The organism is Methyloterricola oryzae (assembly GCF_000934725.1).
GTDB lineage: Bacteria > Pseudomonadota > Gammaproteobacteria > Methylococcales > Methylococcaceae > Methyloterricola > Methyloterricola oryzae.
This window is the reverse complement of the sequence record NZ_JYNS01000034.1, coordinates 1-15,832: the sequence shown is the minus strand read 5'-3', so window position 1 is coordinate 15,832 and position 15,832 is coordinate 1. Positions and strand designations below refer to the sequence as shown.

Below are 15,832 nucleotides of genomic sequence, written 5' to 3'. Positions count from 1 at the left end.
CTATGTTTTGAATGTAATCGATCAGCTCAATCCCAAAGCCAAACCTGCCGTAAGACAGGGGCAGAAAGTCGCGGGTCCTCACTCAAAGGAAAGCCGGACTGCCGGATGCGATCATCGTCATGACCGCTGAGGGACATTCGGTTGTGATTCAGTTCGGGATTGCGGATATGGCCCTGTGACAACGCCTTGACCATCCACGCAGTTTAATTTCAAGTACCAGCCGAATGCGCCTCCATATCCCGCCCAGGGGGAGGAATGTGCCATGTTTCGCCCGCATCAAACTCATAATACGGCCACGCCCGGCATCTTCCTCTGGCTGGTCGCCGGCATCCTCTCGTTATTCTTCAGCGCCTTCAGTGCTCCCACATTAGCCTGGGATACCGTCTTGTTTGAAGACCACTTCGACAACCAAGACTCCTTGAACAATTGGGGCTCGCAGGCGGGCCGGGAGTGGATCGAGGACGGGCGATTCTTTTTCTCTGCGTGTGTAGGCGGAGCTATGGCCTGCAGTCACGATTGGGACGCTTATGCGACGCTTCAGCTTGACCCGCAGAAGAATCTTGAAGTCTCAGTAAAACTCCACCCCATGGACGTACCGGAGGGAATGGTTATTATCCGGGAGCAGTCCCTCTCAGGAGTTGGGAAAGCTTACGAATTGCGATTTAGCAGGGTTACCGAAAGTTTTCCCGGTGAGCCGATCCGGTACGATCACATAACACTGAACCGCACCGATTGTCTGCAACCCTATCCGGGCGGTTGCTATGGATCTTCAAGTCAGGCGCCTACCGATGTCACTTTCAGTCCTATTGATGTTCCTGTTACTGCCCAAATTCGGATGGAAGAGGGAACCTTGAGAGTATTTCTGAATGGCACCCAGTATCTCAAGTTCACCGATACGAATCCCTTGCCACCCGGGAGCATCCGCATCGGAGCAACAGAAGGCGGGACTCGAATGACTTTCGATGACTTTGTTGTCAAAGCACTGCCCGATCTTCGCTGCAGCCTTGACGCCATGGTCGACGGTAAGGATCAAATGTGCTCAGGAACCTTTCTCAATAACCCAGTCTGGGCGTATGTGTGGCCCGCCTGCGATATCAAAAAGGTTGATTTCTACCTGGATGGGCGATTTCACCGGACCGAACGCTATAAGCCCTGGGAGTTTGACGGTGGCAGCGCCAGCAAGTTGGCCACAGGTCCACACGAAATCCGCGCCGTCGTTGAGTTCAAACATGGCGGCACAAAGACCTTGACCTCCGCCTTTGAAGTGGGCAAGCACTCACTGCGCTGCAGTTCCGACCCCGTCGTGGACGGCAAGGATCCCGAGTGCGAAGGTTCACTCACGCGTGGGCCGCAGTGGGTTTACTGGTGGCCGGAGACAGCCGTCAAATCCGTCGACTTCTATGTAAACAGTTCACAAACCAAGCGAACGGAATATAAAGCGCCATTTGAGCTAGTGGGGGGAGAGCCTGTCACCGGCAATATCTGGGCCGACGATCAATTTGTTCGCAGCGTGGTGCGGTTCCGGGACGGGCGCAAGCCCTTGACCGTCGACACACGTTTCAGCACCAGTCACCCGCTGCGATGTAGCCAGGACCCAGTGCTCGACGGAAGTGGATATGACTGCCTGGATATTAACCTGCCGAGCGACAGACCGGAGTGGATCTACTGGTGGCCACCAACAGGCATCGCTTCCATTGATTTCTACGTGGACGACGTTTTTTACCGTACCGAGCGCCAAGCGCCATTCGAGTTGGATGATGGTGCCGGCACGCATCTGGGATTGGCCCCTGGCCAGCATACCATTCGCATGATGGTTACATACAAAGACAGGGACGAACCAGTGACAGTGGAGCAGTCAGTGTATGTTCGTGAAGAGTAAGCCAGTCGCTATTGGGGGAGCGCCAGAAGCCCCCAATTGGCGGCGATACTAAACACGGCGTAGTCTTGGCGTTCGATGCTCATGCGGACGCCTTCGCGCGCAACACCGTGCCAGAGGGCACCCACGGCAAATGCCACTGACGCCCGGGGGCCGGGATACGCGGCCACAGTGCTCAAGGCGTCAGTAAGCCACCAGCTCCCTTCCGCCGAACTTGCAGGCTTGGTCTTTCCACAGATTCTGGGGAGAAGCCTGTGGAAAGTCCTGTGGAATCCTGTTCCAGGCCTTGCTGGCTGGGGCGTGCAGCCAGTGTTCAGGTTTTCTCCAGTGCCGTCCATGGGGCATGATCGGGTAGCGTAGGGGCATGCAGGCCATCACCGATTGCCCGTGAGCACAGCCCGCAATGCCCAGCCGACCCAGGAGCGCCTGAGCGGGTCGAGAGGAGCGGGCTACCTTCCACAGTGATGCATCTGGTTTCTGCGTCCTGCGGGTCTAGGTGCGCGTCCAGAAGAACCCAATCAGGGTCGTGGGTAACGCCGGGCAAGTGCATAGCGAGCCGGGCCCCTACCTACCGGTGGGGGTTCAATGACTTGTCGCACTTCAGCCGTGCATTCCTGCAACGCTTCCGCTGCTCGCCAAGGGACTAGCGGCTGCTGGCCCAAGGGCAAATCATTCCATCAGACTGATGAAAGCGCCGGTTTCGCGATACACCATCTGAGTTACGATAACTCACCGCGGTGATGGGTCTTTTGAAAAATTGGCTCTAACGCAAGCTTCTGTCGCTTCATGGCTCATGGTACTGTGATGATCAGCGGTAGTGGATGGATCCCCAAAGCTATGAATCGCAATTAAATCCTGAGCAAAATGACCAAGCTAAAAAATGAAGCACAGCTGACAAAAAAGGCTTTAGAGGTCGCAGAAAACTACGCGAAACAGCGCGGATACGCGGAGTTTCGCCCAACGGATTCGGCGAAAGAAAAACTGGAGTGCCTTTATCGGTTGCTGGTGAAAGACAAACTTATCGTTCCTCTGCCGACCAATCAGGAAAACGGGCCAAACATGAAACACAGATTGGCATTATGGATCGCGCGTCAGTTACCCAAGGATCATCCGCTACTTCAATGCTGATAGAAAGCTGGCGTCGAACATGTAGTACAACTGTTGGATGACCGCTTTAACTCAGATTCTGTTGAAAAACATCGATCCCGGAGATGACGGCGCCCGGGACGCGTTCCTACGTGAAATCTGGCAACCTTTCAGAAGGCATCTGAGCCAATTTTTGCGTACGAGTCGATGATAGTGCCGTTTCCTGCTCCGGCATGCTGCACAAACTGCGGGCAGGCGAGTTTTTCAACACAATAACTCCGGTAGCTGACTTTGCCGCGGCCGCCGGGCTCGTCTCAAGCTCGGCTTAGCGATCATCACGAGGGGGCTTGAATGACGCCTAACGGTAGCGATAACGATGCACGTGGATGACCGTTGACCGGCTCAATTGATAAAGCGATGGAGAAACGATGGAAGCAGATGATTTCGGATATGCATTGGGCCGCTCAGACCATGAAGCTTCTCGCCTCAAGGCTCAAGCTCAACTGTACTAACCCTTTACCCGTTGGCTGTTCAAGCAGGCTGGCATCAAGCCGGGCATGAAAGTGTTGGATGTCGGTAGTGGTGCTGGGGATGTGGCGCTAATTGCGGCAGAATTGGTGGGGCCTAACGGCGCCGTGACGGCGGTCGACATCAATCCCGATGTGCTGGAAGTTGCCCGGGAAAGGGCGATCAGGCTTGGACTTTCGCAGGTCACGTTTCACGCCGGCGATATTCTGAAGCTTGACCTCGAACGCGACTTTGATGCCGTGGTGGGGAGGCTGGTCCTGATGTACCCCTCCAATCCTGCGGTCTTTGCTGGCCCAGGCCGCGGCTCATGTAAAACCAGACGGCATCATCGCCTTCGAAGAATTAGACCCCAGCATTCCCCTGAGGTCGCATCGGTCTTCGGCCTTGCTCGACCGGGCCATGAGTTGGGTTTGGGAGGCTTTCGCGAGAAGCGGCGCACAGACAGATACTGGCCTTAAATTGTCGGGGATATTCCAGCAGCCAGGGCTTGCTGCGCCCGCCATGCAGATGTTAAGCCCAGTCGGTTGCGTTGCACATTGGGGCGGTTACGGGTACCTCGCCGCGACCCTCCGCAGCCATTTACCGCGGTTGGTCGAGTTCGACGTTGCTTCATAGGCTGAATTCGACATCGATACCTTTGCGGAGCGTTTGCTCGGTGAGTTCGGGGCGGTCGGCAGTACGGCCATGCTGCCGGCCCATGTCGGTGCCTGGGCCGTAAAACGGTAACGACCTTGAGCGTCATTCCACTGGAAAACGCTGGATTTGGAGCTTGTCATATTTCTGATTCTTGTGGGACAAATTACCAGTCTCTTTTCCTTAACGTGAAACCTGACAGGGTGTACCTCATGCCTTTGATCGACGCGCAAACGGCAAGACGCTTCGCCGAAAGCCGGATCGATGCCTGGAGTCGTCACGACCTGGACGCGGTGTTGTCCCATTACGTCGAGGACTTCGAGTTTTCCTCACCGCTCATTGTCGACATCGCGGGAGAGCCCAGCGGTCATCTGAAGGGCAAGAATGCCATTCGGGCATATTGGGCGAAGGGCCTGGAACGTTTATCCGATCTGCATTTCGATCTGGTCGAGATGCTCGGGGGGATCGATCAAGCCGTTCTGTACTATCGAGGGCACCGTGGGATGGCGGCGGAATGCTTCGAGTTCGATGGAACTGGCAAGGTCATTCGCGCTTCTGCGAATTACGCGGACGCTCCCCTCGCCCAGGCATCGCTGAATTTGCCCGCACTCGACCCTGCCTCCGTCAGCGCCAGAACGTCATCCATATACCCGACTGAGGAAATGCGGCAGCGCATGACTGGCCACAATAAGCAGGCGTTGGGCGATGCGTTGGGCCTGCAAAACTGCGGCGTCAATTTCGTGAGACTGGAGCCGGGGGCGATGTCCGCGCTCAGGCACTGGCACTCCCGTCAGGACGAGTTCATCTATGTCCTAGAGGGCGAGCTGACCCTGGTGACGGAGAATGGAGAGCAAGTGCTTGGCTCCGCCGTGTGCGCAGGGTTTCCCGCCGGCAAGCCCGATGGGCATCATTTGATCAATCGCACCGATAGGGTCGCGGTTTATCTTGAAGTGGGTGACCGTCTGCCGGGTGACTGGTCGCATTATCCCGATGTGGACCTTGAAGCGCGTGCGACCCGGGGTGGGTACGGCTTTTTCCATAAGGAGAGGACGCCTTACGAAACGGTAAGCGGGTAGCGGTTTCGCTACCTCCTACCCTATAGCCATGGAGATACGTCTAGCAACCCTTGCCGATGCGACCCGCATCAGCGTCCTCGCGCGACATCTCACCGGGAAGTACATCGCCTATGAATTTCCCGAGGAGGTGGCAGGCCGGTTGCTCACTTCCATGGACGAACCGGCTATTAGCAGTTATCTGGCAGCCGGGTATCGCTACCACGTCGCCGAGGAAAATGGCGAACTGGCCGGTGTCGTCGCCATGCGAGACAACCGGCATATTTATCACCTGTTCGTGGCCGAGCGTTTCCAGGGCAAAGGCTTGGCGAGAGCGCTCTGGCAGGCGGCTAGGGCCGCCAGTCTCGAAGCCGGCAATCCAGCGGTGTTCACCGTTAACTCCTCACGCTTCGCGGTCGGCCTGTACGAGAGACTCGGGTTTATCGGCCGCGGCGAAGTGGTCGATGAATCGGGCGTGATCCAAATCCCTATGAAACTAGAACTGGGCTGAAATGGCGTCACCCCTGGCTTATCGGCAATTCGGCTCGGCGCAAGGCCGGGTCGTAGTCTATTTTCACGGTGCCCCCGGCGCACCCTACGAAGTAGCGCTCTTTGATCGGTTGGGGAAGGAGCGTGGACTGAATGTCATCTGCTTCGACCGATTCGCCCTCGACAGGTCACTGACCAGCGAATCGTATTTTCTCGCCTTGGCCGAGGCAATTTCCGAGAAGGCCGGCGGAGTATCCGTCGACCTGATCGGCTTTTCCATCGGCGCTTTCGTGGCCTTGCAGACCTGCCGGCATCTCGGAGCGGGGGTCCGCAGCCTCCACCTCGTGTCAGCGGCGGTGCCGCTGGAAGCAGGCGATTTTCTCACCGCCATGGCCGGGGGCGGGGTTTTTCGGCTGGCACGGATCGCTCCGGCGCGTTTCGAATATTTGTCGAGGGGACAAGGCCTGCTTGCACGGTCATTTCCGGCAGCGTTGTTCAACCTGCTTTTTCTGAACGCAAGCGGAAAGGACCGAGCATTGGCAGCCGACTCGGAGTTTCGGGAACGGATGAAGGAAACCCTGCGGGACTGTTTCGTCGAGCGAGTGCCTGGCTATGTCAGGGACATCAAGGCCTATGTGCAGCCGTGGGAGGCCATGCTGTCCGAAGTCACCGCCGAAACCCATATCTGGCACGGCAGGCAGGACAACTGGTCGCCGGTAGGCATGGCGAACTACCTGGCCTCGCAGCTCCGCAGTTGCTCGCGGGTCGAGATACTGGAAGGTTTGTCGCATTATTCCTGTCTTTATCAATCGGCGGAACGAATCTGCATTCAACTCGCACTGCCAAACGGCTGATCTGGCCGCGCTGGAGTTTCCCATAAATGTTTCAGGCCCATTCAAGACGGAGGTGGGCTGCGTGGTGTTGGAAGTGTCGTTTCCACACCGTACCGAGAATATCTTGATTCTTGAGCGCTCAATCATCCCGGCGAGACGGACGACTTATAAGGCCTTGGCCGAATCTGAAACAAGGCCCTCATATAATCCAACCCCTTGGAGATTTCTGCATGCAGTACGTATTGATCATTCATGAAGTGGAGGCCTATCCGACATGGAAGGCCATTTTCGATAGCGCGGCGGAGATCCGAAAAAACGCGGGGGAAATCCGCTACCAACTCATGAGAGACGACAAGGACGAAAATCTCATTGTCCATTTCTCGGAGTGGTCCTCGTTGGAGAATGCCAGACGGTTTTTCGAATCTCCCGAACTTTTGGAGATTCGGAAAAAGGCAGGTGTAAAGGCGCCGAATTTTGTCTATCTGCGAGAAATTGAACGTGGCGAGCTATAGCGTACAGTTTCAGGGAGCCTACCAGTACCGCTCTGCCAGCAATCGGTAAGCCGGGCTTCGAGTTGCTCGCCGCGCTAGCGGATGCCAGTTCGATGGAAAATGCCAAAACAATTTCCCGTCCCCATCCAAATCGTTACGGAATCATCCCATGAGCGAGAAATCCGAATTCGAAGACCAGGGTTATTTAGGGGCCAGATCCCTACTGAGCCCGCCGGAAATCGGGCATCTGACCAAGATCGTCGATCGCATTTACCGTCAGTGGCTTGAAGAAAATCGGGCCGCCTATATCGAGAACAAACTGATCAACCTGCATTCGCTGACCAGCCCGAAGTATTTTCAAGGGCACGAAGCAGAGCGGCTGTCGTTGTTTCAGTTACTGGCTTCGGATCGATTGTTCTCCCTGCTGGACCGTTTATTCGGAGATGAACTCTATTTCCATAACACCCAACTGTTCTTCAATCCGTTTAAAAGCGATCAGAGTCCGTATTGGCATAGGGATCTGCAGTACACACCGATCGACGATGCAGCCCAAGCAGCGGAGCAGTTGAACCTGCTCGCCCTGCATGTCCGGATTCCGCTCGTGCCGGAGCAAGGCCTTGAACTGATCCCCGGCACCCACAAACGCTGGGATACCGATCTGGAGAGGAATGTGCGCCTTGAACTGAACGGGCATCACAACGGCGAAGAGCTGCCCGGCGCCGTCCTGCTCGAGCTGGATCCCGGCGATGTGCTGATCTTTCACGCCCAGATGATTCACCGGGGAAACTACCGGCTGAACGAAACCCGGAAGGCGCTGGATCTTTGCATCGGCAGGCCGCATCCCTATACACTGCCGTATCTGGATAAAGATACGCTGCCAAGCGCGTACGAACAGGACCGTATCGATAACGCTCGCTGGTATCAGACTGCCCGGGCAATTGCCCGCACATCGGCACCGGAAGGATGTACGCACCCCTGAAATTCTCTTGCCCGACGAGGCGCACCATGATTCCGCCCCGCATCGATCATGTCGGCTTGAACGTGCGCGATCTGGACGAAAGCATTGCCTTTTATACCCAGTTGTTCGGGTTCTCCGTCATCGACCGGTGGGATGATCCCAAACAGGCATTCGTCGGCGCAGGGGATGTGGTCCTCGGATTGATGGAGGTCACCGGCTATGACTTCCGCGCCTACACCATGGCGCATATCGCCTTTCCCTGCGAAAGGGCTTCATTTCCGTCCGCAGTGGTAGCGATTCGGGACATGGGCGCCGAGGTAGTTTCCGGCCCCAAACCCCAACGAGGTGGCGAAACCATCTTGTTCCGCGATCCGTCCGGTAACATTGTGGAAGTCTGCTACCCCTCTCTCCATGCATGGGCAGCGGGAGGGAGACTATGCCGCTAATGAGAGGTTATGTCGCGTTTAGGCCGGTTGGATGCCCAACAAAGTCTTCCCAGAACCCGGTCCACCGGCTACCAATACAGCACGGCCCTTTGGCAGGCCACCTTGGGTAATTTTGTCAAGTCCCTTGATCCCCGAAGGTATTTTTAGCAGCGGCTCCATCTGGGGTTGACCCGACTTAGCTGCATCGGGGTCGCTCATCGTCATTATTCTCCTGGTTAACGCCAAAGTTACCGAAAAACTAACTAATCCTGACGTCAGGGTTGCCCTTTTGGAGTCTTGAATATCAGTAGATCCGATTAATCTGAATCGCCTGATCGAATAATTGTCGGTAAAGCCTGTCGAATAGCTTCCGTCGCTGAAACGCATGAGTTGGCCAGGCCCTGAGTAACTCTCTTGGTCTTCGTGTCTCGACAATAGTATCAACCAATCCTGATGCCACCGCGCCAACAGGTACTCGGAAATGCTGTCGTTATAATACAGCCAACGACGGTACTTTCGTTTGACTGCTTTGGCCGACCTGACGCCGAGAATTCCAAGCTAGCGCCTGGCTGCGACTGAGTGCACAACGGGCATTCCACACCGGGATGGCCGCTGATGTCTGCATTGCTGTCGTCCCTGAACCAAATCTCTCTGCCGACCTATCGGCCAAAGCCGTCGAAAGGGCTATCCGATTCGCAACAAGCAGGCCTTAATACCCTTCGGCGCCGGTCCACGAATTTTTCCGGGCAGCCACCTCGCCTGGCTCGAATTGAAAATGGCGTTGGCCGCCGTTTGCCACACCTACCGACTTGAGACAGAACCCGGCGCACTTATACCGGCAGAACGCTTTGGCTTTACGATGACACCAAGCCTGGTCTGCATAGGCGTCGCGCCGCGCCCGGCATCCAGCGTGCGCATGTTCCCTGGAACCGACATCGATGTGACCCACCACCTGGCTTGACGACACGCTTCACTGGGCCGTATCAAACCGGAGGCTATCGAGCTAAACTAGAAAAGATCCGGTTTATCTTGACGTCACAACGCGGAAAGACCTCGGAGTGATTTAGACACCATTACAATGCGAGTGCGTGACTAAATCGTGACATCCTGCAGTAACAAACATTCCGTCTCTGTCACTTTCCGTCACAATTGCGCGGGTAGTGCGACTTTAAGTAATTGAATAAAAACTTGTGAAAATCGGTCAAGAACCTGAAAATCCCCGCGTCGCCGGTTCGATTCCGTCCCTGGCCGCCATATACGTCAAAGGCTTGCGGCGATACAGGCTTTGTTGTTTGTAGTGGGGTTACGCCGGGGCCACGCGCCAGAGTATTTTTCCTGTCTGACCCGAGAAAACCTCTGTCCTCACCGATTTTCCTCCATCCGTAAGACCCACGTTTTCCTTTTTGCGCAGGTACGCCAGTCCTGCATGCAAATCCAACCTTTGGAGTCACCTTGTTAGCTACCGCCAATCTCACCATGCAATTTGGGGCGAAGCCCCTGTTCGAAAACGTTTCGGTCAAGTTCAGTGGGGGCAACCGCTACGGCCTGATCGGTGCCAATGGCTGCGGCAAGTCGACCTTCATGAAGATTCTCGGGGGTGAATTGGAGCCTAGTGCCGGCAATGTTTCACTGGACGCGAATCTGCGCCTAGGCAAGTTGCGCCAGGACCAATTCGCTTACGAGGACCAACGGGTGCTGGACGTGGTGATGATGGGCCATTCGGAAATGTGGTCGGCCATGGCGGAACGGGACGCCATCTATGCCAATCTGGAGGCGAGCGAAGATGACTACATGCGCGCCGCTGAGTTGGAGTCGATATTTGCTGAATTCGACGGCTATACCGCCGAGGCACGTGCGGGTGAACTTCTATTAGGGGTTGGAATCCCTTTGGAGCAGCACAATGGCCTCATGAGTGTCGTGGCGCCGGGCTGGAAACTCCGTGTGCTACTGGCCCAGTCTCTGTTCGCCGATCCGGACATCCTGTTGCTGGATGAGCCCACCAATAATCTTGACATTAACACTATCCGTTGGCTGGAAGATCTGCTTAACCAGCGGAACAGTACCATGGTGATCATTTCCCATGACCGTCATTTCCTCAATAGTGTGTGCACTCATATGGCCGACATGGACTTCGGCGAACTGCGGGTTTATCCGGGCAACTATGACGACTTCATGATCGCTTCCACGCAGGTTCGGGAACGTCAGCAGGCCGACAATGCCAAGAAGAAGGCACAGATCGCCGAATTGCAATCCTTCGTCAGCCGTTTCTCCGCCAACGCTTCCAAGGCGAAACAGGCCACCTCAAGAGCCCGCCAGATTGAAAAGATCAAGTTGGAAGATATCAAGCCTTCAAGTCGAGTCAATCCCTTTATCCGCTTCAATCAGGAAAAGAAACTCTACCGCCTGGCGTTGGAACTGAAGGATATAGCCAAGGGGTTTGATTCGTTGCAGCTGTTTAAGGGCCTTAATCTCATGATTGAAGTCGGAGAGCGGATTGCGGTTATCGGCCCAAACGGCATCGGCAAGAGCACGCTGTTGAAGACCCTCGTGGGCGAATGGGCACCCGATCAGGGAGAAGTAAAATGGTCCGAGAACGTCAGCCTCGGATATTTTGCTCAGGAACATGCCGCTGATTTCGCGGAGGACCTCAGTTTATTCGACTGGATGGCCCAATGGAAACGTGAAAGCGATGACGAGCAAGCAGTTCGCGCCATCTTGGGACGTCTGCTGTTCTCCCAGGATGAAATCAAGAAATCAGTGAAGGTACTCTCCGGCGGTGAGCAGGGGCGCATGTTGTTCGGAAAACTGATGCTGCAACAGCCCAACTTCATGGTGCTGGACGAGCCAACCAATCACTTGGACATGGAGTCTATCGAGTCCTTGAACACAGCCCTGGAGCATTATCCGGGCACCCTCATCTTCGTCAGCCACGACCGGGAGTTCGTCTCTTCTCTGGCCACCCGGATCATTGAACTGACGCCCGAGGGTGTTGTGCACTTCAATGGGGACTACGAACAGTATCTCGAAGCCCAGACCGGAATTGAAGAGGCGGCGCGGCGCCGTGCCTGATCGGCATCGGTATTCAGTCCGAGGGTCGGAAATGATTTTACGTCGGAGCAAATCACCTCTGATGGCTGTGATTCTGACTTATGTGCCGTGAATAGGCTTATTACTTTTTCAGTTCAAGAATTTGAAGTGGGATAGAAGACCCCGGGAAGGTCATGAATTTACTAATGATTGTGGGGAAGGGTTAGCCCAAGCTTTTTCGACAATGCCGTGGCTCTCTCCACGAGTTGCTCCTTCGTCAACCCGTCTACGGCCCCACGGTGACTGGTGCGGATACCGGGCTGACGTTCGCGTTGCCAGCGAAACCCTTCAGCAGAATTAGGCTGCACACCTCGAGGAGCGCGCGATGAGGCGCGGTGGAATTCTTGGCCATCGCAAGGCCGGCTAGGTGACCCGCACGTCCGGTGTTCTGAGGGGTAGTGGCTGCGAGGCCTTTTCCCTTACCGAATAGGCGTCGCCATCCGAGTCATGTCCAAGATCTTCGTTTCCCTCGCTTCCGCGCTCGCTATGCTGACTTCGGGCTGTACATCGATGCAGGACGTGAACTGCCGAACGGGCGAGCGTCGCATGACGAGTGAAAGGCTCTACTTCGGAACGGTCAATCCGGGCGGCAAGGTGGAGGCGGCTGATTGGGAGTCCTTCCTGAACGAGGTCGTAACACCGAGGTTCCCATACGGTCTGTCAGTCTGCCAATCGATGAACAAGGCTTGGGCGAAAACCCTTTCCTTAACGGTTTCGCCAATGATCGATCGCTTCTTGCTGGCATCGTTCATTCGGGCTTTGGTGTTCAGTTTGCGGGTGAGGTCAGCGATATAGAATTCTTGAGCCTGCTGGAAAAATTCGGCGTCCGGTTCTATCGGCTTACCGTCCGCCCCCATGATCGTGCCATGGGCGACGAACACGATAGGATCCGAGGTAAACGCGGCCGAAGCCAAGGCACTGGCACAGACGAGCAAGATTGCCAACACCATTCGTATCGGGAGCAAAAGCACAATTAGGGTCTTCATGGTAGCTCTCCTGGGTCAGATGGAGACTCGATGGTATGCCTTGCAGGTGTTTTCAGACTGCATTGTTTTTACTGGAAATTGGTGAGGTGGTTCCTCGTGACCCGGCCGTCACCGGGTATATAAGCGTCAGATTTGTTTAGGCCCCCATCTGTCCTGGTGGTGCCATAGGGCAGGGGGCTCGAAAATCGCTTTCGAGCCCTGGGAGACCTGGATGGGTGACGGCTTGTAGCTTCGAACTGAAAGCTTGATGGATGTCGGCGGCAAAAGATCGATCTGCTTTCGCGTCGTGTCCCGTCTGGACTGAAGCGGGTTCAGAATTGTCCGTGCATATGGACGAACGCCGGGCCTACCTGGAGGACTGCGAGGCTTATTCGGTCGGCCGCTCCGGAGGTAAGAAAGGCCGTTACAATACGCGTACGAGGGTTTGGCGCCGTCCGCGCGTTCGGGGGATGATGCGCAGGAAGTAGCACCAATCATATCGCCGAGGCCATCGCCATGTACCAAGTCTTATTTGTGCTGATTTGGCTGTTGCAGTTGAGCACCCAAAATGCCATTGCCGAAGCCACCCCGGGAGAATACGTCATGAGCCTGAATCTGCAGTCGTCTGCCTTCGCACAGCAAGGCGAGATTCCCAGCCGTTACACCTGCCAGGGACTTGATATTTCACCACCCTTGAATTGGTCCGGAGTGCCTACAGGCGCCCGCAGCCTCGTGCTGATCGTGGACGACCCGGATGCGCCGGACCCCGCCGCCCCCAAGATGACCTGGGTGCATTGGGTGCTCTACAACCTGCCACCCACCGCGACCACACTACCGGAAGCCGTGACGTCCCGCGAATTGCCCGCAGGAACCTTGGAGGGACTGAACGATTGGAAGCGCACCGGCTACGGGGGCCCTTGCCCGCCAATCGGACGTCACCGCTATTTTCACAAGCTCTATGCACTGGACGTGGTGCTCCCTGATCTGGGTCATCCCTCCAAGGCGCAACTGGAAAAGGCGATGCGGGGACATGTGATCGGGCAAGCCGAACTGCTGGGGACCTATCGGAAGTAAACGGCCATAGGCCGGTTTCAATCCCTCGGGAATCAGGACCCTGGCCAGACCCAGTGGCCTGCCGGCCGCCAGGCCTGAGCCAGCGAGTCTCCGCATACCGCCATCGCACAACCGACTATGGTCGTGCCTTCCCAGATGAGCTGGGTGTCATGCTCGAAGTGCTTCCCGGCCGGGCGGCGGTTGCGCGGCGTCCTCATCTCGGACTCCTCGTCCGTGCGGGACACCTGGACGCTTCAGGCGACAAACGCAGTCGTTCCGGTTCGATGGCACGCAAGCCATAAGTGTCCGAATGGCCTCTGAGTAATGCGGCACCGAGCCGCACTCAGAACTTCCGGGTACGCGTTTGATAATCCGACTCGAACTGGTTTTTTAGTTGCCTTACTACGGTCACCTGACGCAGGATTACACCGACTTCGCGATTGGAGCCAAGCGAGGACGGCGAGAGACTGATTGAGCCGAGATAAGCTTCCCTGCCATCAACCACGGCAGCCCGGGCATGCATGTACGGCAGATCAGCACTCTCTTCCGGTCCGCTGACGTGCACAGCGACCCCGGTCGCCGCGAGGGCCGACAACGATTTGGTCTGCAAGTCCTGAACCTCATCGGTGGCTCCGTTCACTTTCACAGGTGCGATCAGGCGCACCGCCACACCTCTTTGTGCCGCAGCCGCCAACTCACTTTCCAGCACTTGGTTGCCGAGGAGTTCCGTGTAGACGTCGAGGCTTTTTCGTGCTTTCTGGTAGAGCTCCACCAGCTGTTTAGCCGAATTGACCGGAGAGACCAGCAGATTGCGCTTCGAAATTCGCGGCGTCGGATTGAACGGCGGCGGCTCATGGCCGACCTCTGCAGAGTACAACCAATCGTTCTCGAACAGGCGCTCGAGATTTCGTATAAGTTTCGTCTGGCTGCTAACGTGGGCAAAATCACGGTACTGCTTGAAGGTCGTCTCATCGAGGCAGGCTGAGCCGTAGACAACCCGTTTAGCGTCGATCAGGATGACTTTGGGGAAGCTTCTCGGAAACTGGGGATTGCTCAGGTGAAGCTCACCGCCTAAAGACGTTACTTGCTGCTCCAGATTCGTCCGCTCAGATTCGAGTGCCTCATACTTCCCGCGGTCCGCGATCACGCGCACCCGCACACCCCTTGCAAGCGCCGAGCGCAGCCGCGCAAGGATCTGGGGATCCTCAAGAACGCAGATCTCAATTCGAATCTCGCGCTTGGCGGCGTCGAACGCCTGGAAATAGAGGTCACGGCCATCATCGGGCAACACGGTCAGTGCTCGGAGATCGAGCGCGGATTGCCGCCGCACGCTCGTATCGATGCCAGGCTGCGTGGCATTGGTAGCGGTGGCGATCCCCGGGAAAGCCTGCGCGAGCAACATAAGGAACAGCATGACTGTTGCCGCGCTCGAAAATCTATTCTTCATTGCCCGCGTTTCCCCGCTTGAAGCGATTCAAAGACGTACCATTCCATCCTGGCGAAATCTGTTGGCCATAGGATCGGCCGGGTCGGTGTCCTGGAAAAGCACCGTGCTGAAAGCATAGGAGATCCGATGGCTGTAGCAGTTGAGTAGGGTGAGATACCACGCAATGGATGACTGGGTAAATCAACGCTCATCAAGACAGCGACGCAGATCGGTCCGGCTTGACGCAGGGTGCGATTCCAGCGCGGGTCCATGGTCTCGTGAACGTGTTCATGTCCGCTTCAGCAAGCTCACCGGGCGCCGTGTAATCCGCATTGCAGACTTCCGGGTTGGCGCCTTTGTGGCGAAGTCTTGGGCTGATCGATCATCACCACCTGTTGCTTGCCGCGGGTGATGCCGGCGTTGTCCCGGTTGCGGTCCAGCAGTATGGGGGTGACTGTGGTAATTGCGCTCTACATGAGGGCGAAGCCCCGCGGTTCGCGCGGAGTTCCCCACTAGCAGGTGGCTATCCCATGCGGACACCGCTTTAGTCTGTGAAGGCCCCGAACACGCTAAGCCTTTAGGTCGTCCGTCCCTGGACGAAGTCTTTTTAAATGGGCGCTTGTTGGTCTCGCAGGGGCAGGCACCGCTCGGGTGTTGAAAGGTAATCCGATGTGAGGTGTCACGATTCTACAAACCGGCCACTGCCGGTGTGGTATCGAGGCTTGCCTTCGGCTGTTCCTTCGGAGTTGGGATCACCTGCGCGAGACTGCCCCTGGCAGACAGATTGCGGATCAGTGGCACCGAGCCTGGCACCATCGCGATGCTGCCCCGTGCGGAGAGATTCTTGGTCGTGGGAGTCTGTGCGTCCTGAGCAGCGATGTGCGCTCCGGATTTCCCTTGCGCCTGTGCAGCGCCCATCGGCGCCAGGAT

The 15,832-nt window shown here is 56.4% G+C and carries 16 protein-coding genes, 1 pseudogene and 1 riboswitch; of the genes and pseudogenes, 13 read left to right on the top strand and 4 right to left on the bottom strand.

Features of this window, described 5'->3' with window-relative positions; genetic code table 11:
- Nucleotides 1–27: 27 nt before the first annotated feature.
- A riboswitch (cyclic di-GMP riboswitch) is annotated at nt 28–106 on the top strand.
- 156 nt (nt 107–262) lie between these two features.
- From EK23_RS20530 to EK23_RS22200, 9 genes are all read left to right on the top strand, one after another.
- Nucleotides 263–1,879 (top strand): hypothetical protein, encoded by a 1,617-nt coding sequence (locus tag EK23_RS20530; RefSeq protein WP_045227275.1) that lies wholly within the window; start codon nt 263–265, stop codon nt 1,877–1,879.
- An 861-nt stretch (nt 1,880–2,740) separates the two neighbouring features.
- On the top strand, nt 2,741–3,004 hold the full coding sequence (locus tag EK23_RS20525) for a DUF5062 family protein (protein WP_045227274.1): 264 nt from the start codon (nt 2,741–2,743) through the stop codon (nt 3,002–3,004).
- 485 nt (nt 3,005–3,489) lie between these two features.
- The gene (locus EK23_RS22205; RefSeq protein WP_268748202.1) at nt 3,490–3,948 is read left to right on the top strand and encodes a class I SAM-dependent methyltransferase; all 459 of its coding nucleotides are present in this window, start codon (nt 3,490–3,492) and stop codon (nt 3,946–3,948) included.
- A gap of 387 nt (nt 3,949–4,335) precedes the next feature.
- Entirely contained in the window at nt 4,336–5,199 is an 864-nt protein-coding gene (locus EK23_RS20515; RefSeq protein ID WP_158002567.1) for a cupin domain-containing protein, read from the top strand.
- Nucleotides 5,200–5,227: 28 nt separating this feature from the next.
- Complete coding sequence (locus EK23_RS20510; RefSeq protein WP_045227273.1) at nt 5,228–5,686, top strand: GNAT family N-acetyltransferase; 459 nt, start codon at nt 5,228–5,230, stop codon at nt 5,684–5,686.
- 1 nt (nt 5,687) lies between these two features.
- The gene (locus EK23_RS20505; RefSeq protein ID WP_045227272.1) at nt 5,688–6,518 is read left to right on the top strand and encodes an alpha/beta fold hydrolase; all 831 of its coding nucleotides are present in this window, start codon (nt 5,688–5,690) and stop codon (nt 6,516–6,518) included.
- A gap of 209 nt (nt 6,519–6,727) precedes the next feature.
- On the top strand, nt 6,728–7,009 hold the full coding sequence (locus EK23_RS20500; RefSeq protein WP_045227271.1) for an antibiotic biosynthesis monooxygenase: 282 nt from the start codon (nt 6,728–6,730) through the stop codon (nt 7,007–7,009).
- A 148-nt stretch (nt 7,010–7,157) separates the two neighbouring features.
- Nucleotides 7,158–7,967, top strand: coding sequence for a phytanoyl-CoA dioxygenase family protein (locus EK23_RS20495; RefSeq protein ID WP_045227270.1), 810 nt, complete (start codon nt 7,158–7,160; stop codon nt 7,965–7,967).
- A gap of 26 nt (nt 7,968–7,993) precedes the next feature.
- Nucleotides 7,994–8,392 (top strand): VOC family protein, encoded by a 399-nt coding sequence (locus tag EK23_RS22200; protein ID WP_052808411.1) that lies wholly within the window; start codon nt 7,994–7,996, stop codon nt 8,390–8,392.
- 18 nt (nt 8,393–8,410) lie between these two features.
- Here EK23_RS22200 and EK23_RS20485 read toward each other — a convergent pair whose 3' ends face one another.
- Nucleotides 8,411–8,551 carry an ATPase domain-containing protein gene (locus EK23_RS20485; protein ID WP_082054391.1) on the bottom strand — a complete coding sequence of 47 codons (141 nt, stop codon included), beginning with the start codon at nt 8,549–8,551 and terminating at the stop codon, nt 8,411–8,413.
- A gap of 481 nt (nt 8,552–9,032) precedes the next feature.
- On the opposite strand from EK23_RS20485, the pseudogene EK23_RS24815 reads away from it, so the two are divergent.
- The 4 genes and pseudogenes from EK23_RS24815 to EK23_RS20470 form a co-directional block, all read left to right on the top strand.
- Nucleotides 9,033–9,227, top strand: a pseudogene (locus tag EK23_RS24815) (cytochrome P450); the annotation flags it as partial.
- A 596-nt stretch (nt 9,228–9,823) separates the two neighbouring features.
- A complete protein-coding gene (locus EK23_RS20480) occupies nt 9,824–11,440 on the top strand; it encodes an ABC-F family ATPase (RefSeq protein WP_045227268.1) in 1,617 nt (538 codons plus the stop codon).
- 465 nt (nt 11,441–11,905) lie between these two features.
- Nucleotides 11,906–12,253 carry a DUF3574 domain-containing protein gene (locus EK23_RS24810; RefSeq protein WP_082054388.1) on the top strand — a complete coding sequence of 116 codons (348 nt, stop codon included), beginning with the start codon at nt 11,906–11,908 and terminating at the stop codon, nt 12,251–12,253.
- A 686-nt stretch (nt 12,254–12,939) separates the two neighbouring features.
- Nucleotides 12,940–13,497, top strand: a complete 558-nt coding sequence (locus EK23_RS20470) for a YbhB/YbcL family Raf kinase inhibitor-like protein (RefSeq protein ID WP_235282240.1) — start codon at nt 12,940–12,942, stop codon at nt 13,495–13,497.
- Nucleotides 13,498–13,529: 32 nt separating this feature from the next.
- Here EK23_RS20470 and EK23_RS24805 read toward each other — a convergent pair whose 3' ends face one another.
- The 3 genes from EK23_RS24805 to EK23_RS23775 all read right to left on the bottom strand — a co-directional run.
- Entirely contained in the window at nt 13,530–13,694 is a 165-nt protein-coding gene (locus EK23_RS24805) for a CAP domain-containing protein (RefSeq protein ID WP_145998769.1), read from the bottom strand.
- Nucleotides 13,695–13,819: 125 nt separating this feature from the next.
- Complete coding sequence (locus EK23_RS20460) at nt 13,820–14,890, bottom strand: phospholipase D-like domain-containing protein (protein WP_045227265.1); 1,071 nt, start codon at nt 14,888–14,890, stop codon at nt 13,820–13,822.
- 699 nt (nt 14,891–15,589) lie between these two features.
- Nucleotides 15,590–15,832, bottom strand: a 243-nt coding sequence (locus EK23_RS23775) for a hypothetical protein (RefSeq protein WP_045227264.1), incomplete at its 5' end; no start/stop codon positions are given.

Excerpts from the sequence above, each read along its gene's own strand:
- EK23_RS24810 (WP_082054388.1), top strand. The coding sequence starts at position 11,906 with ATGTCCAAGATCTTCGTTTCCCTCGCTTCCGCGCTCGCTATGCTGACT.
- EK23_RS20485 (WP_082054391.1), bottom strand. The coding sequence starts at position 8,551 with ATGGAGCCGCTGCTAAAAATACCTTCGGGGATCAAGGGACTTGACAAA.
- EK23_RS20495 (WP_045227270.1), top strand. The coding sequence starts at position 7,158 with ATGAGCGAGAAATCCGAATTCGAAGACCAGGGTTATTTAGGGGCCAGA.
- EK23_RS20470 (WP_235282240.1), top strand. The coding sequence starts at position 12,940 with ATGTACCAAGTCTTATTTGTGCTGATTTGGCTGTTGCAGTTGAGCACC.
- EK23_RS20500 (WP_045227271.1), top strand. The coding sequence starts at position 6,728 with ATGCAGTACGTATTGATCATTCATGAAGTGGAGGCCTATCCGACATGG.
- EK23_RS20460 (WP_045227265.1), bottom strand. The coding sequence starts at position 14,890 with ATGCTGTTCCTTATGTTGCTCGCGCAGGCTTTCCCGGGGATCGCCACC.
- EK23_RS20525 (WP_045227274.1), top strand. The coding sequence starts at position 2,741 with ATGACCAAGCTAAAAAATGAAGCACAGCTGACAAAAAAGGCTTTAGAG.
- EK23_RS20510 (WP_045227273.1), top strand. The coding sequence starts at position 5,228 with ATGGAGATACGTCTAGCAACCCTTGCCGATGCGACCCGCATCAGCGTC.
- EK23_RS24805 (WP_145998769.1), bottom strand. The coding sequence starts at position 13,694 with ATGAGGACGCCGCGCAACCGCCGCCCGGCCGGGAAGCACTTCGAGCAT.
- EK23_RS22200 (WP_052808411.1), top strand. The coding sequence starts at position 7,994 with ATGATTCCGCCCCGCATCGATCATGTCGGCTTGAACGTGCGCGATCTG.
- EK23_RS20515 (WP_158002567.1), top strand. The coding sequence starts at position 4,336 with ATGCCTTTGATCGACGCGCAAACGGCAAGACGCTTCGCCGAAAGCCGG.
- EK23_RS20505 (WP_045227272.1), top strand. The coding sequence starts at position 5,688 with ATGGCGTCACCCCTGGCTTATCGGCAATTCGGCTCGGCGCAAGGCCGG.
- EK23_RS20530 (WP_045227275.1), top strand. The coding sequence starts at position 263 with ATGTTTCGCCCGCATCAAACTCATAATACGGCCACGCCCGGCATCTTC.